The following is a 23556-nucleotide window of genomic DNA, read 5'->3' on the forward strand; positions in this document are numbered from 1 at the left end:
AACCCTGCCTCCCTTGCGGAGTGGTGCAAAGATAGGGAGTTTACTAACAAACTTCCAAGCCTTTTGTTTTATTTTCTTTCAATATTCCCATAACTCACTGGAAACTTGACCGATTGTTTTTCCCGGCAACTGACCGGAGGGCCGTAGGAAAGGCTTCCGGACAGGAAAAGCGGGAAAAAGGCGGCGGACAGCAGGGGAAATGGATCGCGAGGCAGCCCATCGCATAGGCGCGGCTGAAGAATGGCAGTCAGGCCCCCTGGGATACACCCGGAATCTGGAAAGGGCGGATGTGAACACTTAGCGGGGATATGGTGATCAGGAACGAAACGGTGACCGAAAAAGACTGCGCCACGGACGGTGCTGGCGAACAACGCAAAAACAGATGCTCTCCCCTTACGGACAGGGCGCTCCGGGGGATTCCTACAGGAAATAACCCGAAGATTTCCATTCGATAGCCTATGGAGAACTTTATTCTTAACTGGCGGACAAATTATCCATTTATTTAGGTTTTAGTTAGGGTTTGTTTAGGTTTAGTTTAGGTTTTCATTAGGTAAAAGCTAAAGTATACCTAATGGATCGCTAACTTAAATCTAACTTATTGCTAAATTAAAATCGAACTTGTCTATAATAACGAGTAACAATGGGGCGATCACAGGTAGTATTTGTGATTCTAGGGCTATGGGATGACGGAATCATATAATATGGTGTGGTATCCTGCGGTCCCCCCTTGGCTAGGGGGGCGAAAGGAGTTATATCCCAGTTGGAACATTGACATGAATCCATACTGTTTCCGTGCTTGCTCCGAGTACAGCACATTAAAACGGCACTGGCATTCACGCCGAACTAGACTAACATCTGTATTCAGGTACTTTTAAAGCCTGATTCGTGTCGAACAGCTCGCCAACCGCAACTAAAAAAAATCCAAAAACAGTCCAAATACTCGGACTCACTGGCTGGAAACGAAGTTTCTTGAAGTAAAAAGTAAATATTTTATAAGAACGAATGCGCTTAAAAATATAAAACTCCGAAGCAACTTGTATCGTTCGGAGTTTTATCGACTAATTGCCAAATATTAATTGTCTCTTAGCGTAGTAAGATCTACTTTAGGTTGAGACAAGCTCATATTCTTAATTGCCTTCTTGCATTCATCAACCATTTCCTGTGTCATTGTATACGTATACTTTCCGTAATCATCATACTCCAATGTACCGATATAGAAGAATCCATACTTATCAAAGAAATCAGTCAGATCGATTTTAGCAACCTCACATGCTGTTTTGACAAAGTTTAATTGATGAACAGCTGGATTCCGCTCTCCCATCATCCTGTCAGAAGCCCAATCCGAGCGTACCCTCCTTGGTTTAGCACTATTCTGTTGACGAAAAGCCTCAAACAGATCCGCATAAAAATCTGGACGCTTTCCAACTCCTTCAAAATATAACTGCAATTGCCAGAAAGGGATCAAACGATTAAACACATCAGGATCAGATAAATAGGAAATTCTTTTGTCAATAATACTGGATTTGGCTTTTTCAAAGTTATTCTGCTCAGAAACCCGTGTTTTATTACCAAATGACCGTGTAACATATAAAGAAAACAGGTTATTGCTCACTTCACCGAGTCCTCCCCAATTAAACATTGGTCGTGTTTGATGCACATGTCCTACTTCATGGCTAAACCCCCAGCAGGGATCTCCTTTTATTACTGAAGCAGGATCAACAACCATACGCATCGCATAACCTACTTTGTCCCCCATATAGGCAACCCCATCCCCATCACGGAACATGTAATAATTATAATTTACCCGCGCAAGGATACGGTTCTTAGGAACTTTCTTATATTTTTCCAAACCCATCAAACGATGCTGTCTGAATACTAAAGAATCATAGTTACTGATCAGTTCAACACCTCTTCCATAGGCATATTTCTTCATTGCCTCTATGGGATAGGCTGTCTGTATATATTCGCCCTTTGCATCCATAATTGGAAAGACTGCATGATCAATCAGACTGTCCCATTCCTTGTTGCCCTGCTTTTTTATATCAAAATATCCGTTTACCTGTCCTGTTGGAAAATGCACCGTAACAGGTTTTTCTTTCTCAGGTTCTTCAGAGAAATAATCAATATAAGCTAAACTTCCAAAATCGTTGAGCTGGATAATATTCACGCCATTATGCAATCTAAATTCTTGTTTTTCTAATCCCCAGCCTTTCGGATCTTCTGTGGGTTTGATCGGATCCGGAGCTTTACGCAGCCAATTTGGTACCACTAGGTTAACTTCTTTGCCATTTGCAATACCATCTACAATGACAATATGCTGCCCTTTTGGAAGGTAAACCCCGGTCATATTCTCATATTTGCTATATCCATCACCAATACTCAACTGATGCCCCAATGTGGATGGGTTAAGCAAGGCAGAATAAGCTGCATATCTATACTCCTTACTGTATTTGCCATCTAGCATAGATAAAGCTACCCTGCGCAATGTGGTGTCACCAATCTGGTCGATCTGCTTTTTCTTAATACCTTTTTTTAACGTTAATGCGAATGCGTCTTCGAACACAGAAAGATCCGAATAGGTCTGCTTAAAATCCTGAGCAGATTGTGCCATTAGATTCGTACTCATCAATAGGCTCAGACCGAAAGTGAAAAATTTTCTTTTCATAATTATTTATGGTTTAAATAAGAACGAGAATGCGACCTCTTAAAGCAAAATGCACAATCTCTTTACCTCCCCAAAAGCATAACCGTCTTTAAAAATGATATCGGAAACCGTGTTTACCAAATGGAGGCTATTCTTATGGGAATAGCCTCCACTTACACAAGTTTTTCAAATCTCCTCAATAACTATTTTGCATCCGGATTTTTCGTTGCCTTCAAATGAAGTTCATAGATATACTTACCTGGTTTATAAATTTTAGTATTAAAACGAATGTTTAATTTAACAGACTGATCATAAGTTAAATACTTCATATCCGTTGGCGGATTCCAATTTTTAGTATCAGCATAATCCACCGACTGAATCCATTTGGACTGAATCCGATAATAACAATTTATACCATTTGATTGAGTATCCCAATACACATCTGGAAATCTCACCTGCGCATAGTCGTAGATAACCGCTGTATCTGTGACTGTTGTTTTATAGGCGAAAGTGGCCAAAGTTTTAAGAAAATCGTTACCAGATGGCCTTCTATCCAATGCTTTACCAGGAAAAAGTGCGCCATTTTTATCATATACCTTGAGAGCAATCTGATTTGGACCATCTGCAACACGTGTTATCTTCAACGTTAAGCTCGTACTCTGACCCTTAACTTGATCAATCCATTGATCATCATAAGGAAAACGAATACCAGTTTCACTATTTGCCTCTACTGCAATAAAATACGGAACATTTTCATAAGAGTACTCTTTTACTGGCGAGAGCTTAATAGTAGTTATATTCTTATAGTCTTTTGTTCCTTTTGGGTTTTGCACACGAATATCAACCTCATATTCACCCGTTGGCACGTTGTCAGTCGCTTGAGTAAACATAAATTGACCACTTTTTTCCAGTACGGTAAGTGGTAATCTTTTTTCTATTCCTTGCTTGCTATTAATTATTTCCAGCGTGGTATCTGTTTTCGGATCATATTTTTGCTTCCATACTTTAATATCGTATTCTCTGAAAAATGACTCTTCTCGTTTTCCTGTTGCTTTATTCCTGACATCTAATAATGTCACCGTAAATGGAGGTGTAGAAGCATCCGGAATAATCCCAACTGCCGTATAAAAGGTACCTTGATCTACCATAATGGGATTAGATCCGTACCGAATATTATCGCTTAGGTAACCTACCTCTATTTTCTTACATCCAGTACACATCAGAGTGGCCAATGCACCTAGATATATGAATATCTTAAATTTATTTTTCATATCAATGCCAATTAATTTTATCTTCTAAATGCCCAAATATGCTGGTTGCTTAATACATGCACGATACCAGTTGTTGAAATAATCCCCGAGGTCTGGCAAATCACTTTCGTATCATTAAGGTTAGCTTTTCCTGACGGGTCGGACAATGATCCATTTTTCATTACATCTCGTTCACCATAGATCTTTGTTAAATACAATAATTTAGGCCCTTGAGAAATAATACCATCTTCTGTATAGTCTGCACTCGTTGACTTCTCCAAAGTCACCAACAATTTCGTTGTTGGCTCCTGAGTTTGGAATATTGTCCCGGTCTCTGTCAGATTATCTCGAACAATGCGATCATTGAAAAAGTAAGCACTCATGGAGTCCTGCAGCATTTTTGGAGAGTAATATTTAAACAACGAATCCAAATTGAAGTTGAGTCGTTCGTCAGTTTTTCGCAACTCATTCTGTTTTGCAAAGAGAAAGAGGCGGATCGAATAATTCGTGGGTACAAAAAATGTTCCCGCTTTATTCACTTTATCTTTTAATCCAGCCTTATCGATAATCATTAATGTCGTGTCAAAAAGATGTCGCGGATGTGATTTTAAAAAATCATAAGTCGTCATATTGACATGTGGGTCGCTTACTCCGCCATCTATTACACCATCTTTTTTACAACTGAATAATAGAGATACGAAATAGAGAAGGCCTATATATAATATTGTCTTTTTCATATTGTTAGTATTTACCCATCCAATAAGGATTCTGGGAGATTAATCTATTAGAATTTAATATATCATTGTGTATTGGAAATAAGTATCCTTTTTGTGCCATTCGGTTTGCATCCATGCTCCAAGAAGCCAATTGTATATAAAGATTATTATTTTTTGTTTTCCAAGTATTACGTACGATATCAAAATAAGCATGTCCTTCTCCAATTAGTTCGCGTTGTCTTTCCTTTAGAATATCCCTCCTTAGGTTGGCCCCACTGCTACTGATTGGTGTTTTGGCTCCCGAACGCTCCCTAATTGAATTTACAGCAGTCAAGGCTTCTCCATCTCGGCCTAGAGCATTCAAGGCTTCGGCTTTCAACAAAATCATATCCGCCAATCTAAAAACAACAAGATTACTCTCTATTCTAGGATCAGAATTCGTTGCAGCATTCTTATAAACGATATCCGAATATTTCATTAAAGAATTATACTGGGTGTTTGTATTATTTCTAAAAAAATCAGTTCTCCTAGAGTCTCCTTCTTCTCCAGAACCATAAATTTCTTCTAATTTTGTATTGGTAACAAAGTAAATAGGTCTAAAAAATGGCATATTCACATAGATATCGCTACTGACAGTAATAAAACCCACTGCCGCCGAAAATACACCAACATAATCTGTATTATAAAAAGCCGATTCATTTTCTGCATCTTTATTTGTAAAAACAAATATATTTTCTTTAGCTCCGGCTTCCTTAAACACATTTCGGATATTACCTTTTGCCTGTAGAGCAAAAAGATCGGTACGTTTGATCAGTGAATCAGCATAGGTTACAGTCTTTGCATAATCGTTTTGCCAAGCCGTGGCATGTGTCAATAAGGCCAAAGCAGCAGCTTTATTGGCGCGACGACGTCCCAAGCCATCAACACCTTCCCATGTCAATAAGCTTGAGGCTTTCTGTGCATCTTCAACAATAAACTTCAAGATTTCCTCTGTTGACGTTCTGCCTTTCAAAACGGCCTGATCGGCGGTTTCTGTTGGTTCGGTCTGTAATGGTAAGTCTCCCCATACCCTAGTCATATAGAAGTATGATAGCGCTCGCATAAAATAGGCTTCCCCAAGTATATAACTCTTTGTTCCCACTGAAAATTTATCATCAGAAACTTCAGGTAATTTTTTAATAATCAAATTAGCCGCGTTTATAACACGATACCAATTGGTCCAATTCAGACACCCTCCTTCCCTATAACTCATAATAAAACTTCCGCCTGTATAGATGTTGGAGTGCAGGGTTCCATCATCCGTAGTAAAAATTCCTATTGGAGTATCCCCCCAAGCAAAAAATGCCTGATTGGTGACCATTGCCTTACGAAACAAGCCATAAGTACCTAGTACAGCTCCCGTAAAATCTTTCTCATTTTTCCAGAACGTATCTGAATAGGTATCATTTATCAAATTATTTTCTAACTGTTTGTTGCAGGCCCCTAACAACAAGGCGGACATGAGAGTTGCAGCTAGTCCAAGCTTTTTATAATTTATTTTTAAGATTTTCATAACGTTAGTGATTAGAATTCAAATTGAACGCCTAAAGTATATTTCGATGGTAAAGGGTATCCATCTCCATAGTCAAATCCACGTGCATCTACCATTTCAGCATCTACACCTGAAAATTTTTGGAACATATGAACATTATCCATTGTACCATAGAGCCTTAATGAATTTATCCCCAAACGATCCATCCACGGATTTTTGCCTTTATTAAAACGATAAGCTAAATTGATATTTTTGATACGTACATACCATCCGGGTTCCATAAACATTGATTGTGCAGCCCTCCAGGCATATAATCCCATATAAGGATTTGCCGCTGGATATCGGGCGATATCCCCCTCTTGCTCCCAAAAATCAAATTTATCTAGATCTCCAATAGATGCTTTCGAAAAATCTTTTGCACTACCATAGAAAAAACCATTGGACATCCTACGGGCGAAAGTATTGTTGATAATATCACGACCAAATGTAAAAGTTGTCAAAATCTGAAGGGAAAAATCCTTGTAACTAAAATTATTGATAAATCCACCGGTCACTTTTGGATTAGGATCTCCAAAAAAGGTCATGTCATTTTCACCAATAGCATCGGAAATTTTATAATCACCATTAACGTCTACCCAATTTGGATACCCAGGTTTTAATGTTCCCCATTTTGTAGCGCCGACTGCTCCCGTGTATGGGTTGACAATAATATCATTTGATGAACTGATAGCACCATTAACCAAATAGCCATAGAACATATTCAATGGTTTTCCAACTACATACACCCCATTATCATAATACAGATCCCTATTACCATTCGGAAGTGCAGTTACCACATTTTTGTTAAATGATAAATTTAATTGCGGAGTCCACTGAAATGCTTTCTCTTTGTCAAATACCCTTCCTTGGATATTAATCTCTACCCCAGAATTTCTTACGCCTGCAGCATTTGTAAATGTTTGTAAATAACCTGAATACTCTGGTATCCAAATTTGCAGCATTTGTCCCGTGGTAGTTCTTACATAAGTATCAAAATTGACTGTCAGTCTACCTTTCAACAGGTAGGCATCAAACCCTGCATTCCATGTATCCGATTTTTGCCATGTAATATTATCGTTGGTTATGCCAGAATAGTTAGGTATAATCGCTGTGCCTCCACCATAAGTATTGCCAAAGTTCCCTGGATATGATCCATCTCCCGCAACAAAAGCATTATATCGGTCATTATCGCCAATACTACTCTCATCTCCGGTACGCCCCCAACTAGCACGCAACTTAAATTCATCCACCCACTCGTTGGCTTCCATAAACGGTTCTTCTGAAATAATCCATCCCGCACCTACAGAAGGAAAATATCCCCATTTGTTATTTTTACCGAAGCGTGAAGAAGCGTCCGCTCTCCATACCGCATCCAATAGATATTTACTTTTGTAATCGTAATGAAAAGCGCCCAAAAACGATAATTTTGCATAGGTGGACTGATCGGAATATCCATTGAGGTTTTGCGAGCTGACTCCTTTAACAACCTGAATATTATCATTTGGGATATCCTTACCTAACAAATACAACCCTTCATTTTTTCGAGATTCATATTCTTGTACTGCTGTAGCAGTAAAATTATGTACATCATTATAGGATTTTGTCCATAACAAGGAGTTCGTCAACAAATATTTTCTATACTGGGTGTAAGTGGATTTTGCATAAGCCAAACCATCTGAATTCAAAATAGAGGGTGATGCAAAATCATTTTTGGCTGTTGAATAATTAATGATACTCCTTGTACTCAAACGGAAATCTTTTAGAAAGGTGTATCTTAATTCACCCACACCACTTAAATCAACATTGATATTATCGTTACGTTGATAATCGTAAGGGTTTACAATGCTATTAATATCATCCTGACTCATGCCCAATAAGGAAGTCGGCATATCGACTGGATTAATAGCAAATATACCACGATATCGATTTGTCTTTAGAAATTCAGTATTTCCTTTTCCATCCATACGTTTGTTGGTTGAGGCCTTGAAATTGGTAAGGAATTCCAATTGTTTTGTGATGTTAAAGATCAAATTACTGGTGAATGAATACCGCTTTAAACCCGTACTTTTGACAATCCCTTTCTCATTATACATCCCACCACTGACCCGGTAGTTCAAATTTTCAGTCGCTCCCGAAACGGAAAGGTCATAATTTTGTACATAGCCAGATTGGTAAAACAGATCCTGGTAGTCATTATTATTATTAAATGCTGGATTTAAGCTGTCCGTTAATAATTGTGGTATGTCTGCAAGTTGTGCATCATTGCCGTATTTGTAAATCAAGGCTAACTTTTTCCTTCGCTCAGCTGCCCCAATCAAAGTAGCTACCTTCGCGGGTTTTGTGACATAACCTTGGTATGTATTTAGACTGAATTTCGGACGTCCTAATTGACCACGCTTTGTCTTGATCAAGATAACGCCATTATTAGCTCGAGCACCATAAAGTGCAGCAGCAGAAGCATCTTTCAATACATCAACAGACTCGATGTCATTTGGGTTGAGACTGGCCAAAAAATTGGTTCCCGTCACATTGAAACTCTTAATTTCATCTTCAGACGTCGGAATTCCATCAATGACATATAATGGGTTACTCGTCAAATTGTCCGCATCATAGTCACCATTAGATCGAGGAATATTCGTGTTCCCACGAATGACCAATGATGTTTTCATCCCCGGTTGTCCTGTAAAGTTCTGGACGTTAACACCCGGCAACTTTCCTTGTAATAATACATCGATACTAGCTGCTGGGAGATTTTCAATATCCTTACTGGTGACACTCGCAATAGAACCTGTACTCTTCTTACGGCTGATTGTTGTATATCCCGTAACAATAGCCTCCCCGAGATCATTACTTGATTCTATCAAATTGATAGTGAGAGTTTGTCTTCCTCCTACAGAAATCTCTTGTGTCTCAAATCCTACGCTTTTGACAATTAGAATATCATCTGATTTAGCTTGAATTTCAAATGCACCGGTTTGATTACTTGAAGTGGCATTTTTTACGTTATTTTTTATAAAAACCGTTGCGCCAGGCAGTGGCCGATTATTGTTTAAGATCTTTCCTGTTATCTTCGATTGTGCAAAAGAAGATAGCTGGAAAAGCATTAGACTAAACAGAAGCGGGATTATTCTAATCCACTTCCTCTTGGTGTAGATGTCCATTTCCATAAATTGGGTTTGGTTATAGTGTTCTTTTCAGCACTAAAATCTTCCAATTTATTAATATATCAAAACGGTTCTTCAGCGTAAACGACGCTTTTTTTAACGCAATCGATTGTATTTCGTTACGCAATCGATTTCGCTATTTTCAAAATGTTAAAAAATCTTAAATTTATTTGTAACGTTAAGTTTTCATTACTACTAAATGCATAGATTGGTATTCGGCATATAAATAAAATTATATTTAACAATAGAAGAGATTTACGGAAATTCCACAACAAAAGTCCTATTATCTCGCCAGGTATTGTATGTACTTTTTTGAATCTGATTAATCACATAACCGTATCCGCGATTTGGGCCATTGGATAGGCTGTTGTTGCAAATATGTTTGAACTTAATGCCGGGTTTTACTGGAGTCTCCACCGAACTTTCAATCCTGATCGCATTTACCAATACATCATATATCCCAAATGCATAAGCTTCATGTTGTTCTACCTGCTCAGCTACTTTATAGGCTGCAAATCCGTCTCGTGTCCCATTCTCGCTTCGATATGCAGCCTGATTGGGTGCGTCATAAGGGCTTTCACATTGAAAAAAATACGTGCGACCATGATTTCCGGTCCAATAGGTCTGATACTCCTGAAAATGTTCGTTAAACAAGGCATACATCGTCATATAATCGCCATTAACAACGAGTCCATTCCGTGTGGTGTTGGTATCCCAGCCCACACTGCCCTTTACACCATGATCTGCACGCCATAGCCAAAAGTGATCGCCGATCACATCATTGCTATTAATAATAACCGACTGGTCCACATGCACTTTATCTGCCCTAAAACCTCCAATACGCAGAAAAAGATCCGCCAACAAGGTCGGATTACGATCATGTCTAACTGATGTTTTTCGCCCGCCGACTTGAATCAGACTATGTGAACTATAATGTGCATCGAACATCAGTGAGGCAACAGTCACCCCATCAACATCGTCAACCAATATCGCTGTAGATGGATTTTCGGTTCCTGGGATCAATGTTGCCAGACCAAGCCCCAATATAATTGTATTCGCCCGGGTAATATGCAATGGCTCAGACAAATTGTACATTCCCGGTGTAATCAGCAGGTGCTTTCCTATACGCAACTGTCGGTTCATATCCTGCGCTGAAGTTCCTGGCTTCACTACATAAAAATCTTTTTCGATGTCAATCACTTCACCTGCTCCCATATCATTCCGCGAATAGGATACCCCTTTATGCTTGTGTTTCAATGCCGGACGAAAAACCTTATATCGCCCCTCCTTATCAAAAAAGACAAAAGGTTTTTCGCGAATAACAGGTGTTGTCGGAATCAGCGTCACATTTCCGCCCTTTACCCAATTATTTTGATACGTACTTGTGTCAACAGACGGACCAAAGTCAACACCTTGAAAACAATAATTGTATTTAATTTCCTCAAACTTTCCTCTGCCTTTATTCAAAAAAGAATTTCGCGTATACCATTGTTGTTGATTTTTTGAACCCGCGGCTGCCTCAAAATAACAATCAGCAGTATATCCGCCGCTCACCCAGCCATTTGCCCATTGGTTGCGCACAACACGCGTGGAATAAATACGACGTAAAGGAGCCGCCTGTGAGACGGCCCATTTAAATGTCTCTTCTTCCTCGTAGCTCTCCGGGCCAATGACAGACAGGTTTTCTGCCGATCGCCAAAAAGTGCACGTACCATTTCCCTCCGCAAGATGTGGTGGTGTATGGATATTTGAAACCTCAACGTCATATGGAACCTGTCCTAAACCTGCTATCTGCACGTAAAAAGGAATTTTCAATATCCCTGCGTCCCGGTAATCCCCCGACTTAAAGAGCAGGGCATAACGATTGGGACTGAATTCTTTTCCGAACATCTGATCATGGAGCTGATTTACTTCCATACCTACACGTTCCTTATCGTCTGTAGGGCTATAAATAAAAGTATTTTCCCCAAAGAGCTGTAGCTCCATGGCCAAGCGTGCAATAGGCTCGCCACTTACCGTCTGTATCTCATAGTAATAATCATATGGACTTCCTTCGATATTTTTATCGATAAACCTGGGCTCAGTGACTTTGGCTATTGTTTGATAATCCCCAAGCCTGCCCTTTGCCCGTCGAATTAAAAAAGGGGCTTTTATTTTTTTTGCAGTCACTCGCTTGCTAAAGTCTAGACTTACATTTCCCTTACTCATGAAGATTTCCTGACCATCGTCTTTGGCAATTGTATTCGTTTCTGTTGATTGACCAAAACGGATTAGGCTCTTATTTTTATCGTTCCGACCTGCAGCAAGGCTTTTGTGAGATGTCTTGTTTTTCGCCCATGGCTTCGGATTTCCTAGGACTGACTGTGTAACTAACAACGTTAAAACGGGAATAATATAGTTTTTAAATCTTAGCATAAGTCTATTTTTTTATAGATGGGGTATTTTCGACTCTTTTAAGTCGAATTGCATTTAGTATTGTTTCTCCTTTTTTAGGAATAAATGAAATCGTCAGATTGTTTTTGTCTATCACTTGCACCAGATATTTTTGACGCAATACCCTAAATGCTCCGACTTCATCCAGTACATTAAGGGAACTAACCGCTGTTCGCCCATCAATTTGAATGTCGAAAATGCGGTCGATAGCTATCTGTTCCTGTTCTCTCTCGCGTTGTTCGAGATCGTAAACAAGTTGTTCTTTGTGATTTGATCCTTGTAATTCGGCAAAAGTCAATTCGATTTCATAATCACCTTTGGGCAGGTCAAACCGATAATACTCCAATCCCTGCAGTTGCGTCTGGAAAAGCGGATCGTCCCAAGTACCGCGAATATTGGTATCACTCCCGAGGTTTTCTCGCCCAGTATTTTTTAAGCGATACTGTTTACCGCCATGATATCCCCAGCTCCCCGCTCGATAAGGCTGGTCCGGAAACCACCTATTGCCTTTGGTGTCCGTATACTGACGGTTATCTCCAACATTGATCAATAGCTGCTGCCATCCCCCGTCTTTTCTTAGGTCATAAGGCATAACTTCACAGTCGAGAACCATCTTGTCCGTGCCAGTGATTTTGCCCGCATGAAAGGCCTCCGCCTCTACCTCATGCACACCTCGGCTTAAATTTACAGGCCACATCATTACCCGGTCTACAGGAACTTTCACGCCCATAACGATACCATCCAACAGCAACTTAACCGAATCGGCATTACTAAATATAGGTATCTTTAACCATCCTGAACCAACCATGGATGTGCTCGAATCAGACCTCGCGCTCCATTTGTTACCATTAGTTAACCCGATTTTTACAAAGGGCTCCTTATTTAAATATGCCTGATATAAAAAATAGGTGTTTTTTGGCTTTCTACCCCACGTCAATAAGCCTTTGGTATTGATATGTGGCATACTTTCTTCCCGTGTCTCCGAGTTAAAATCTGAAAGATTCCACGCAGCGCCACCAGAAACAAACGGTTTGCGCAAAATTTCGTTGAGATAACCCTGATGGTACATCAATGCATATTCCACACTCTTATCAAAGCGAATCGGTCTATCGGTATATATCCTATCATCTGCGTCAGCACCATATTCGGTCACCAATAGTGGTTTATTGGGGAGTTGTTGGTGGATATGCTCCAATTGCTTCCCAAAATCAGCAATCTTGCCACCATACCATCCCGGATAGAGATTCCAGCCGACAAGCATCGGAACTTTGGTCAGGCCCGTCCGATGGTAGAGATCAAAATTACCATGGTTGGCGATCATGGTATAGCGCGTTGAATCTTCGGCACGCGTAAGTGTTTCCAATTCCTGTGCCAGTGCTACAACAGATTTGAAATAGGTCTCTTGCCGCTCTTTATCTTTTGGAAAATGGGGGCGAAGAAAAATCTCGTTCATATAGCCCCAGACGATAATGCTTGGATGATTAAAATATTGCCGGATCATTTCTCTTTGCATCTGGAAACTATGTTCAGCAAAAGCAGCACTTTCCGTAATTTCATTGACGAGCGGAATTTCTACGGATGCCAAAAGACCTAAACTGTCGCAGGCTTTCAATATGGCGGGATCCTGAGGATAATGTGCAACACGTAAAAAATTACCCCCCATTGCTTTTAATTTAACAAGGTCTTGTACTTGTATCGTATCCGGGACTGCAATGCCCATTCCTTCAAAATCCTGGTGTCTGCTTGCCCCGATCAATTTCAGTGGATGCCCATTTAGAAAGAATCCTTTTTGAGGATCAAATGAAAACCAGCGAAAACCAATAGGGTTGTCCAGTCGGTCCAGCAGCTTACCGCTACAATCGTAAATACTCGTCGATAGGCGATAGAGATAGGGCGATTCAGGTGACCATAGACTTGGGGGCTGAATGCCTGTGATGTTCATGCGGAAATTGCTCTGTGCATTCGGATTTAATTTTTCCTTTTGACGCATTTTTTTTATCACTGCCCCTGTGGCATCTACAAGTATACTTTCTACTAATACATCCTGTTCGGATGAGCAAGAATTTTGGAGATCTCCATGAAGATTGATCGTGCCTTTTCCATTTGCATCTACCTTTGCACTAACGCGCAAACCACTACTTCCGTAGATTGGATCTGTAAAATGAATCTGATCCAATAACAGCAAAAACACCTTCCTATAAACACCCCCAAAAAAAGTAAAATCTCCACTTAATGGCGCAATATCCTGATTGTAGCGGTTGTTAACCTTAAGGACTATATTATTTTTTTCATTTGCACGCCGATTGAGATAGTCGGTAATGTCGACATTGAAAGCAGTATAACCACCAACATGCTTTTTCACCTGCTTGCCATTGACAAATATGATAGATTCCTGATTGGCCGCCCCAACGTGAAGTAAAATCCTTTTATGCTCCCATTCGGTCTTCCAGTTTAGGGTATTTTGATATTCGGCGCCATCGCGATAATAACCCGGAATATCATCCATAACGTCAAGGATATTCCAACAATGTGGAAGGTTGACAGTTTCCCATTTTTGCATTTGTCGAGGGGAACGTCCCTGGGAGGCTGTATCTTTCTTAAATTGCCAGTTCGACGAGAAATCAATCGAACCTCTACCATCTTGGAGTGTCTGGGCATTGGCATTCCAAGAGAAAAGTATACACCCTATATAAAATAAAGTAATAATTTGTTTAAATATAATCTTCATGTATTCTATTTATGTTGGTCAATCCAATACATTTAACACCAGTTTTGTCCAACCTGATTTTTCATTTTTTTTATGTTTTTTACTGTTCGTTGTAAGTATACTTTTCACTTTGCTCGCATAATTCCAACAGGTACTTTGTCTGATCCCCAATTTTTGGGAAAGCTTATAGGAAGAAATCTCACCCTGATGAAAATGCACCAGGTAAACGAGGTAAAAAGCCTTGTTGATCGGTATGCGTACATTTTCGAAAATCGTATTGTTCAACACAGACTCTTCATAGGTACATTTGGTACATCGACGGCTATAGGGCGTTTTACCGGCGCAATAATTATCGTAACCACATTTCCTGCAGCAATATTCTTTTTTCCATTTCAATTCCGCCAGTATCCGATAACAGGTTTCTTTATCCGGGTATTTTGCCCCGAATTCTTCAAAGTTCATTTCCTTGGAAAGCACGCGATCGTCCGTAATCCGTTCAATATTGGTTTGCAGATTTTTATTATCCTTGGCCAACAATTGATTCATGCGGCGTATTTCTTCCGACTGAGCCATTAAGAGGTTATTCATTTCCTTCAGCTCGCGGTTTTGCCCTGTAATGATCTCCGATTTTTCCACCAGTTCTTCCGATTTTTGCATGACTTCCAATGTTCGCTCCTTCACTTTCTTTTCCAAATCCCTGTTATGCATTTCATGGAGTTTCTCATTGATCTGCATTTGCTCTATGACTCTTTTTTGTGCACGCTCTTTTTTATTTTTCAATAGACGGACTTTATCGCGGATGGCAAATGACAAGAAAGTCATCTCCATAACAAAACCAAATGTAATACTGTAATGACCAATTGAGCTGGGTAGAAAGCGTGCATAACCCAGTACATAAATTACTTTCAGTACAAATCCCAAGAAGAGGAAGGCATAAGCAAGGACGAAATAACGAGCGGGACGGTATTTTTTTCTCCATAGCCATATTCCTGAAAAAAAAGCGACCGATAGTGGAACAATTTCTACAAATTTGTAGATAAACCAATTTTGATTGAAGCATAGGCAATACACAAAAAATAGTATCCTTAAGATAATTACCGCATTCAACAGCTTATTAAGTCTAGGTTCCTTTTGTTTGACATGTAGCAGAGACTTCGTAAACAACAGCGCAAAGACACTGACACAACACACAAAAACCGCGGTTGCATATTGATTGAACCACGGGTTCTCAGGCCATAGGTATTGAAATGCGATCCCATCCGAAGACATCTCATAAAGGCCGACGCACAATATATATAACACATAATAGAGGTATTGGCGCCCCCTTACGGCAAAATACATCAGTAGATTATTGAAACTAAAGAGGATAATCATTCCGTAGAACAGACCAAAAGTAAAATACTCGGTCAAGGTGTACTGCACAAATCGCTCCATGGTACGATAGACCAAAATCACATTGACCATCTGTCTTGAGCGTACCTTAAAGTAAGCTTCGTAGGTTCCTTTTTCCAATGCAGGAATCAAAAACTCAAAGTTCTTGTGCATAAAATGCCGGTTCCCAAAATGAATGGAGGCCCCGGTTTGATCGTGCACAAAACCACCCTTTCCATTTGGAATAAATGCTTCCACGAGATCCGCAGTCTGATCAAATAACTCAATGACCCGTTCTCCAGATAACTGTTGTCTAAAATGGATCTTCACTCTAAACCAATAGGTCGAAGACCGATTAAAGTTTTTGGGGTAATACCGTTCGTTAGGAACGAACTGTTGTGATCGCCCCGCCGATTTAATTTCCTCAAATGACAGCCTATTGGTGCTGTCTTCCATATAGAATACTTCGGCTGTCTTAAAGATGTGTTCGGCTGTATTGGGATATATCGTAATAGGATTTTGCCCAAATAACCATCCTATCTTAAATAAGAATAGTACAATTACACCGGTTCGTATTTTCGTCCTGTTTTTGGTGCACATAACTCGCCTTCCCCTTTTTCTTTTGGTTATTTATAGCCGGATAGGTATCAGCGACCAGCGGCTGCCCCTATCCGGAATCATTCTAGATGATCAAAATAACAAAATTATCCTAAAGCATGTGATTCGAGATTATCATCTCAATGTTATATACTTATTCAACAATTTTATCTAACGCCGGCACATTATTTTCTGCTCCCGCGTAGCCCTGATTCTGATTAATCATACCATTTGTATTGAAGCGTTGTGCTGATGCTGGCACCGGCCATAGTACATGGTACGGGGCAATCTCATAATGAACACCTTGAACAGTAGGAACCTTATTGCGATAAAATGAATTTTTTTCAATAATGCGATCGTAGAAGAAATTGTTCTGTGCGAAATTAGCCATACTATAGGTCTTACCGTTATAAGCAGCAATACCAGTCTGCGCAAAAATATAGGCAATCCGTGTCAACTCCGTTTTTCGTGGTTCTTCCCAAAACAGTTCCCTTGCTCTTTCATCCAGTACTGTACCGATATTGATCCGGGCGGAATTTTGCAGCAGTTCTGCATTCGCGCGCCCGCGAACGGCATTGATATCGGCCATGGCCTGTGCCTGTTGTCCTTTCCAGATATAAGCCTCGGCCCGTAGTAGATAGGTCTCCGCTAAGCGGAATACATACCAGTCCGTATTGGTGCCGCGTGGTGGACTCCAGTAAGGATCCTCGGCATATTGGTTTGTTGAATTGATAAAAACCTTATAATGAGGCCATCCAAACCAGTGACGAATGGTATCCAATGAACCATTCGTAAATACCCTATTTATATTATCCGAAGTAAATTGTTGAATCGGCTGACCATAAAGCTTTCTAATTTCAGCGTCTGCGGATTTTTTAATATCCGGATTATTATAGACAAGATCTGTCATATCCATCCACATCCCTTTGGCATGACGATAATCTGTCTGATCTGTCCATATTTCTTTGGTGCTGTAATACGTTCCGCGGTACCGCCCTATTCCCCGCCCATACATGCGTGTCAGGGGAATTTCAGCATTTACAGCATCCACAATAGCCTGTAAGCCACCTTGGGGTATTTTTAGGTTTGCAAAGTGCCAGGCAGGTACAGTGTTGCGCATCAACTGAGAGCCAAGGTCGGTTCTTCCCTGCAAAGTCTGACGATCAATCACCAAAAATAAAGCTTCCTTATTGGCAGGAATCGCTTTGTTATCCATGCGATGGAGATCCCATACTACATTCTTGGACTGATCTGCCGCCGTACTCCCAAAGCGGTTTTTCATCAGGGCATATTTCCCCCCATCAATCACTTTGCTGGCGGCTACAATAGCACCATCAAAATCCCCCAATGCCAGATGTATTTTTGCCAACAGGTGATTGACGGCTCCATTTGTCACTTCCCCTCTATTGACTTCGTCTTTAACCCACAGCTGCGCAAACTCTAAATCTTCTTTCATCTTTTTCAAAATTACTTCTCTTTTGGTCGAATAGAAATCATATTTCGGTGCTGTAAGGTCTTTCAACTGCAGCGGTACATCTCCAAACTCATGCACTAGACGATAATAGAAATAAGCCCGATAGAAATATGCCGATCCAAGGATTTCATTTTTTTGCGCTTCTGAGCTGTAAGTTGGTCGATCTATATTGCTTATCACTGTATTAGCCGAGCGGACAGCAGCAAAAAAATTACTCCAGTACCAGCCTATTTTATTAAAGTCATCACTATTGAGGTTGGCATCCGGCGTAATCAGGGATACAAGATTCTGCGCCGGAGTCGCTTTGTCCGTTGTCCCGTCTACTGCAACGTCTGAAAACAGTGATTCTGTTAATAATGGGGCCGAATCACCGAAAAACTCCCCTCTTGAGGCTTTTCCCAGTGCATTGAGTACACCTTTGAGTGCATCAACATTATCCAAATTATCGGGAGAATACTGGGATAACTGGTTTGAATCCAAAAAACTCTTTTTACATCCATGGGTGGTCATCAGTACCATGGATGCAATTACGGCCGTTATTTTAATATTTATCTTCTTCATGATATCGTAAAAATTAAAGTGATACATTCAATCCAAGTGTGTAATACCTCGGGGTAGGGCCATCATTCTGCGGATCCCAATAGTTCCACACTGGCGCATATACCGCAGCATTATTGACATTCATATATACTTTTAGGTTCCTTACTTTAAATCGTTCTGCGAGTTGCTTTGGCAGAGAATAGGCGAGCGATATATTGTTCAGGCGAATAAAGCTATTTTTCCAATAGACATTGAAACTGGTTCCATTAGCACCGCTACCCAAGCGCGCATAGTCATTTATTGGATTTTCTGGCGTCCAATAGGGTTGAATGTAGGACGTTGAGCGCATGAAGCCCACACTACCCGGATTGTTCTTTGCTTGGTTAAATTGTTTTTTCTGACCCCAATTGGAAATCAACTGGAAGGAGAAGTCTATATTCTTAAACAAATTGAATTCATTGCGGACAGACCAAGTAAAACGGGGTGAGGTATAACCGATAAACTGTTTGTCCTCATCGTTGTACACATAGTCACCATTTAGATCCTCCAGTTTAAAGTCACCTGGCCGAATGCTTGCCTTCGTGTACTTTTTAGCCTCTTCAATCTCATTTTCCTGCCACACACCCGATACCTTATAATCCCAGATAACATCGATATCCTGACCGATAAACCAGCCATTTCCACGATCATCACTTGGGGTTGCCAAACGGACTATTTTATTTCTATTGAGCGAAAGGATAACATTGGAATTCCATTTTACTGGACCATCCACCAAATTTCTACTTGTTAAACTCACTTCGAGGCCTTTATTTTTCACTTCGGCCAAGTTGGAATAAACAAATTGGTATCCCGAAACACTGGAAAGCGACTGCTTAACCAAAAGATCATTTGTCTTTTTGCTATACACATCGATTGAACCACTTAGCCTGTCTTTTAATACTGAAAAGTCCAATCCGGCATTGAGCGAGGTTGTCTGCTCCCATTTTAAGTCGGGATTGCCCAACCTAGAATTAACGACTACAGTATTGACCTCGGCTGGCGTACCATCAGGTTTTACGGTTTGATACTTATTGATGGTCAATTGTGATAACGCAGCATAGGGATCTACCGTTCCATTGTCAGGATTGCGCAGGTCACGGTTCCCATTGATACCATAGGAGAGTCTCAATTTACCATAATTAAGCCAGGATAGATTCTTCAAAAAAGATTCTTCGGTGAATGTCCAGGCAGCGGCCACCGCCGGGAAAGTTGCACGTTTACTATTCATCCCAAAAACCGAGTAGCCATCCCTCCGCACAGAAAGTGTCAAATTGTAGCGGTCCATTAGGCTATAATTGACCCGGGCCATAAGTGCATCACCAGTATACACCTTATCCTCGCTATTGACAGATGGCAGGGTTCCGCTGGCGAGATTATGATACCCCAGATAATCGTTTGGCACGAAACCTTGATTAGCTGCCTGTGTCCACCAAGTCTGGTATTTTTCGGAGTTTGCCAAAAGCGTTACATCGACATGATGGATCTGCGCAAATTTGCGATTCCATTTCAAGAGGTTGTCGATCTGCCAGTTGTAGCGAGTCTCTTGATCCCGACTTGCCGATCCACCTGGGATAGTCACATTGGGGTTGGCGGAAGAGTTATGATTAAAGGTACGATACATATCAATTCCGGGGCTAAAGTTGAACTGATAGGTAATCCCAAAAGGGAGATTGACTTTGGCGAATAAACTCGCGAAGAGTGTATTTTGCTTATTCATCCGATCATTGTATGTCATATTCAGGAAAGGATTCCGTGCATTCAATCCATTATCATCGGTTGGAATCCGTCTTAGTGTACCATCCGCATTGTATTTATCACCATAAGGTGATAGACTGGTCAATTGCGCCCAATCGGCTTCAATGGCACCTTCGTCACGATCTGCATACTGCACATTGGCTCCCATGCGCAAAAAATTAGTCACTTTACCCTCTAGGTTTAAGCGTGCCCGAAAGGTGCTAAACTCTCCGCCTTCGATCAGATTCTGATTTTTATTGTAGCCTAAAGACATATAATAGTTGACATCTTCCTTTCTTCCGCTCATACTGACGGTGTGGTCCTGACGTATTCCTGTTCTGAAAATTTCATCATACCAATCCACGGTCTTACCGGCTACATAATTTGCTTTTTCATTTGCCACCAATCCCAGTCTATCCAACCAGATGTCCACAGGATCCAAATCTTTATTTCCTCCCGAAAGCCATTGATCTAAAGTTACACCAGCAGAAAGATTGCGTGGGTCGTCATAAAAGTAAGAAGGCCTACTACCTCCAGCCCGACCCACATCTGCACGCCATTTTAGGAACTCAGGCCCATTATATACCCGTTGATTGCGTGCCAGCGTGGCCAGCCCCCAGTTTGTATTGGCGGTCAGTATCGGTTTGTCACTTGTACCCTTTTTGGTTGTAATAGCGACTACCCCTGTCGCAGCTTTGGCTCCATATACAGCCAGTGAACTCGCATCTTTGAGTACATCTATGGTTTGTATGTCATTTGGATTGATATCCGAGAGCTGTCCATTGTAAATGATCCCATCCAGGACAATTAACGGCGAGGTCGAGGCACTCAGCGTTGTTTTACCACGAACGAGTAGATCGCCACCACCCTTTGCCGAGGTATTTTGCGATACACTCAGACCTGCAATATTCCCTTTCAGTAGATCCGCTACACTCTGTGGGTTCTCATTTTCCAGCTGCTCAGCTTTCACACTAGCGATAGAACCTGTAACATCCTTTCGGGATGCCGTTCCATAACCGATAACAACAACTTCGGTCAATTCGGTATTGCCAGATTCCAAGGTAATACTCAGCGAAGACTGCTCGTTGACTTCCTGTTCTTTATTGAGGAATCCGACACTGGATAATACGAGTGTTGATTGGGGATAAACAGGAATAGAGAATCTACCCTGATCATCTGTCGTTGTTCCACCTGAGCGATTTTTAAGCTTGACGGAGACATGCGGTATCGGTTTCCCTTGGCTATCTACCACCGTACCACTGACCGTCCGATTTTGTGCATTTGCCATATAGGTACAGGCAAGTACACTTGAAATCAAGAGCGTTAATTTTTTGGCCATAATTTTTTGGAAATTTAGCGTTGAAATAATTGTTAATTGGTTTATTTATGGTTGCTAAATTAGTTCGATCAGATTAAAAAAACAACAAAAATAAAATGTAATACACTGTAAATTAGATGTTTACAGCAAAACCCAATACACTTAAATACCAAGTATCACGAATCCTAACTCACTGACCTACAAAACATATAATGGGAAATCTGATACAATGCTAATACGGTATAAAAACAAGAAATATTTTTACAAATAGTTACCGAGTTGTCCTGGGATGGATCGTACTAACAAAGCGAGAAAGCTTTATGGGAATAGATTACCTGAGCTTGAAAAAGTAATATTAAAAATAAAAACGGGGATGGTCTTGCACGACCATCCCCGTTTCTACACACTTTATTTTCGTCTATTTAATGAATACCCTTAAAAATCCGGTTCCACCGTATTTTAGAAAATCCATTTCCGTTTGTGTTCCAGCTCATCCAGGTAAATAGCGCTTTACCCACAATATGATCCTCGGGCACAAAGCCCCAATCCCTTGCGTCCAATGAATTATGCCTGTTGTCCCCCATCATCCAATAGTAATCCATTTTGAACGTATAGGAATCCACTTTGTTGCCATTCAGGTATAAACCATCCGCCTTCTTTTCCAGGCGGTTATTTTCATAGACTCGGATCGCTCGTTCATAAAGGGGTAGTGTTTGCGCATTCAAAGCAACCTTCATTCCTTTTTTTGGTATCACAAAAGGTCCAAAATTATCGTAATTCCATTTGTACTGTGGATCATTCGGGAATGTATTCGCTTCCGGTTCCCCTGCTTTGCGCAGGTTCATCTGCATGGATTTAACATTGGACCAAGATTTCACCATGTTCACCTGCTCAGGTGTTAGAAAGACCGTATAAATTCCGGGCTGAATCTGTGCGATTTCGATCCCCATATCCCGCATTCGCTGTTCATCCAGGCCTGTCTCATCAGTCATCACGGTATAATCCATCTGACTTTCTGGAGCAACGAAACCGGGTCGATCGTTTACATAGAGTACAGCATCGCGCATACTGATTTTATCACCCGGCATTCCGACACAGCGTTTGATCAAATGCTCCCGCTTGTCCACTGGACGTGTTTGAATAGTAAACTGTTGATGGACGGCTTCGTACCCCATGGAACGAACCAGATCGTAATAAGGTTGATCCTGATTCTCTATCGCGACAGTATCTCCGGCTGGCGCATTAAAAACAATGACATCATTACGTTTGATTTCCTGAAAACCGGGCAACCGTTTATAAGGAAGTTCGATCAGTTCAGAGAACGCTTTACCACCAAATAAAGGCATGGTGTGATGTGCAAAAGGAAAAGCAATCGGCGTATTGGGAATACGGGGGCCATAATTCAATTTACTAACGAATAAATAATCGCCGATCAAAAGCGATTGTTGCATTGAACCTGAAGGGATCATAAAAGCTTCCAGCAAGAAACCGCGGATCAGCGTTGCGGCAACCGTCGCAAAAACAATGGCATCCGCCCACTCGCGAACCATAGATTTCTTATAGGGGTATTTGATTTTAAATTCATTGTAGGACTCATGCAACAACCCCAGTTTATCATCTTTTGTCAGCGGTGTGCCCTCAGCAGCAGCTTTCAGTTTTTTAGCATAAAGTCCATTTAGAAATTGGACATTTTTATCTCTGCCCCATAATGGTAATACGATAAAAGGGACCAGCACCGCAGCACAATTTTCCCAAAACCTTCTCTTACCAAAACAATGGATGAAATCCAGGTATAAATTATAAAAGACAAAGACATTCACGATCGGAATGATCAACAGTACAATGTACCAGACAGGTCGATTGGTTATCTGGCCTTGAATCCATTGGCTATAAACAGGTACAATACCCTCCCAGCCACGACGCCCCGCCTTCTCAAACAAAAGCCAAAAACCATAAGCAGCAATGATGGTCAGTACAATAAAAATAATAAGCGCCATAT

General features: G+C 40.7%; 12 protein-coding genes. 1 reads left to right on the top strand and 11 read right to left on the bottom strand.

Features of this window, described 5'->3' with window-relative positions:
- The first annotated feature begins 308 nt into the window (after nucleotides 1-308).
- Nucleotides 309-455 carry a hypothetical protein gene (locus HMAT_RS27470; protein ID WP_233789466.1) on the top strand — a complete coding sequence of 49 codons (147 nt, stop codon included), beginning with the start codon at nucleotides 309-311 and terminating at the stop codon, nucleotides 453-455.
- A 617-nt stretch (nucleotides 456-1072) separates the two neighbouring features.
- Here HMAT_RS27470 and HMAT_RS19170 read toward each other — a convergent pair.
- From HMAT_RS19170 to lepB, 11 genes are all read right to left on the bottom strand, one after another.
- Nucleotides 1073-2665: a M60 family metallopeptidase gene (locus HMAT_RS19170; RefSeq protein WP_104384488.1), complete on the bottom strand. Its 1593-nt coding sequence runs from the start codon at nucleotides 2663-2665 to the stop codon at nucleotides 1073-1075.
- A gap of 182 nt (nucleotides 2666-2847) precedes the next feature.
- Entirely contained in the window at nucleotides 2848-3915 is a 1068-nt protein-coding gene (locus tag HMAT_RS19175; RefSeq protein WP_104384489.1) for a DUF5007 domain-containing protein, read from the bottom strand.
- A 17-nt stretch (nucleotides 3916-3932) separates the two neighbouring features.
- Nucleotides 3933-4631 (bottom strand): hypothetical protein, encoded by a 699-nt coding sequence (locus HMAT_RS19180; RefSeq protein WP_104384490.1) that lies wholly within the window; start codon nucleotides 4629-4631, stop codon nucleotides 3933-3935.
- Nucleotides 4632-4635: 4 nt separating this feature from the next.
- Nucleotides 4636-6162, bottom strand: a complete 1527-nt coding sequence (locus tag HMAT_RS19185) for a RagB/SusD family nutrient uptake outer membrane protein (RefSeq protein WP_104384491.1) — start codon at nucleotides 6160-6162, stop codon at nucleotides 4636-4638.
- Between the two features lie 11 nt (nucleotides 6163-6173).
- Nucleotides 6174-9347: a SusC/RagA family TonB-linked outer membrane protein gene (locus tag HMAT_RS19190; protein WP_104384492.1), complete on the bottom strand. Its 3174-nt coding sequence runs from the start codon at nucleotides 9345-9347 to the stop codon at nucleotides 6174-6176.
- A 252-nt stretch (nucleotides 9348-9599) separates the two neighbouring features.
- Nucleotides 9600-11759 carry a coagulation factor 5/8 type domain-containing protein gene (locus tag HMAT_RS19195; protein WP_199768717.1) on the bottom strand — a complete coding sequence of 720 codons (2160 nt, stop codon included), beginning with the start codon at nucleotides 11757-11759 and terminating at the stop codon, nucleotides 9600-9602.
- A 4-nt stretch (nucleotides 11760-11763) separates the two neighbouring features.
- Nucleotides 11764-14505, bottom strand: coding sequence for a glycoside hydrolase family 2 TIM barrel-domain containing protein (locus HMAT_RS19200; protein ID WP_104384493.1), 2742 nt, complete (start codon nucleotides 14503-14505; stop codon nucleotides 11764-11766).
- Between the two features lie 18 nt (nucleotides 14506-14523).
- Nucleotides 14524-16455: a 7TM diverse intracellular signaling domain-containing protein gene (locus tag HMAT_RS19205; protein ID WP_104384494.1), complete on the bottom strand. Its 1932-nt coding sequence runs from the start codon at nucleotides 16453-16455 to the stop codon at nucleotides 14524-14526.
- Between the two features lie 151 nt (nucleotides 16456-16606).
- Nucleotides 16607-18487, bottom strand: a complete 1881-nt coding sequence (locus HMAT_RS19210) for a RagB/SusD family nutrient uptake outer membrane protein (protein WP_104384828.1) — start codon at nucleotides 18485-18487, stop codon at nucleotides 16607-16609.
- Nucleotides 18488-18500: 13 nt separating this feature from the next.
- The gene (locus HMAT_RS19215) at nucleotides 18501-21578 is read right to left on the bottom strand and encodes a SusC/RagA family TonB-linked outer membrane protein (protein WP_104384495.1); all 3078 of its coding nucleotides are present in this window, start codon (nucleotides 21576-21578) and stop codon (nucleotides 18501-18503) included.
- A 401-nt stretch (nucleotides 21579-21979) separates the two neighbouring features.
- Entirely contained in the window at nucleotides 21980-23554 is a 1575-nt protein-coding gene (gene lepB / locus HMAT_RS19220; RefSeq protein WP_104384496.1) for a signal peptidase I, read from the bottom strand.
- Between the last annotated feature and the right edge of the window lie 2 nt (nucleotides 23555-23556).

The organism is Sphingobacterium sp. HMA12 (assembly GCF_002933815.1).
GTDB lineage: Bacteria > Bacteroidota > Bacteroidia > Sphingobacteriales > Sphingobacteriaceae > Sphingobacterium.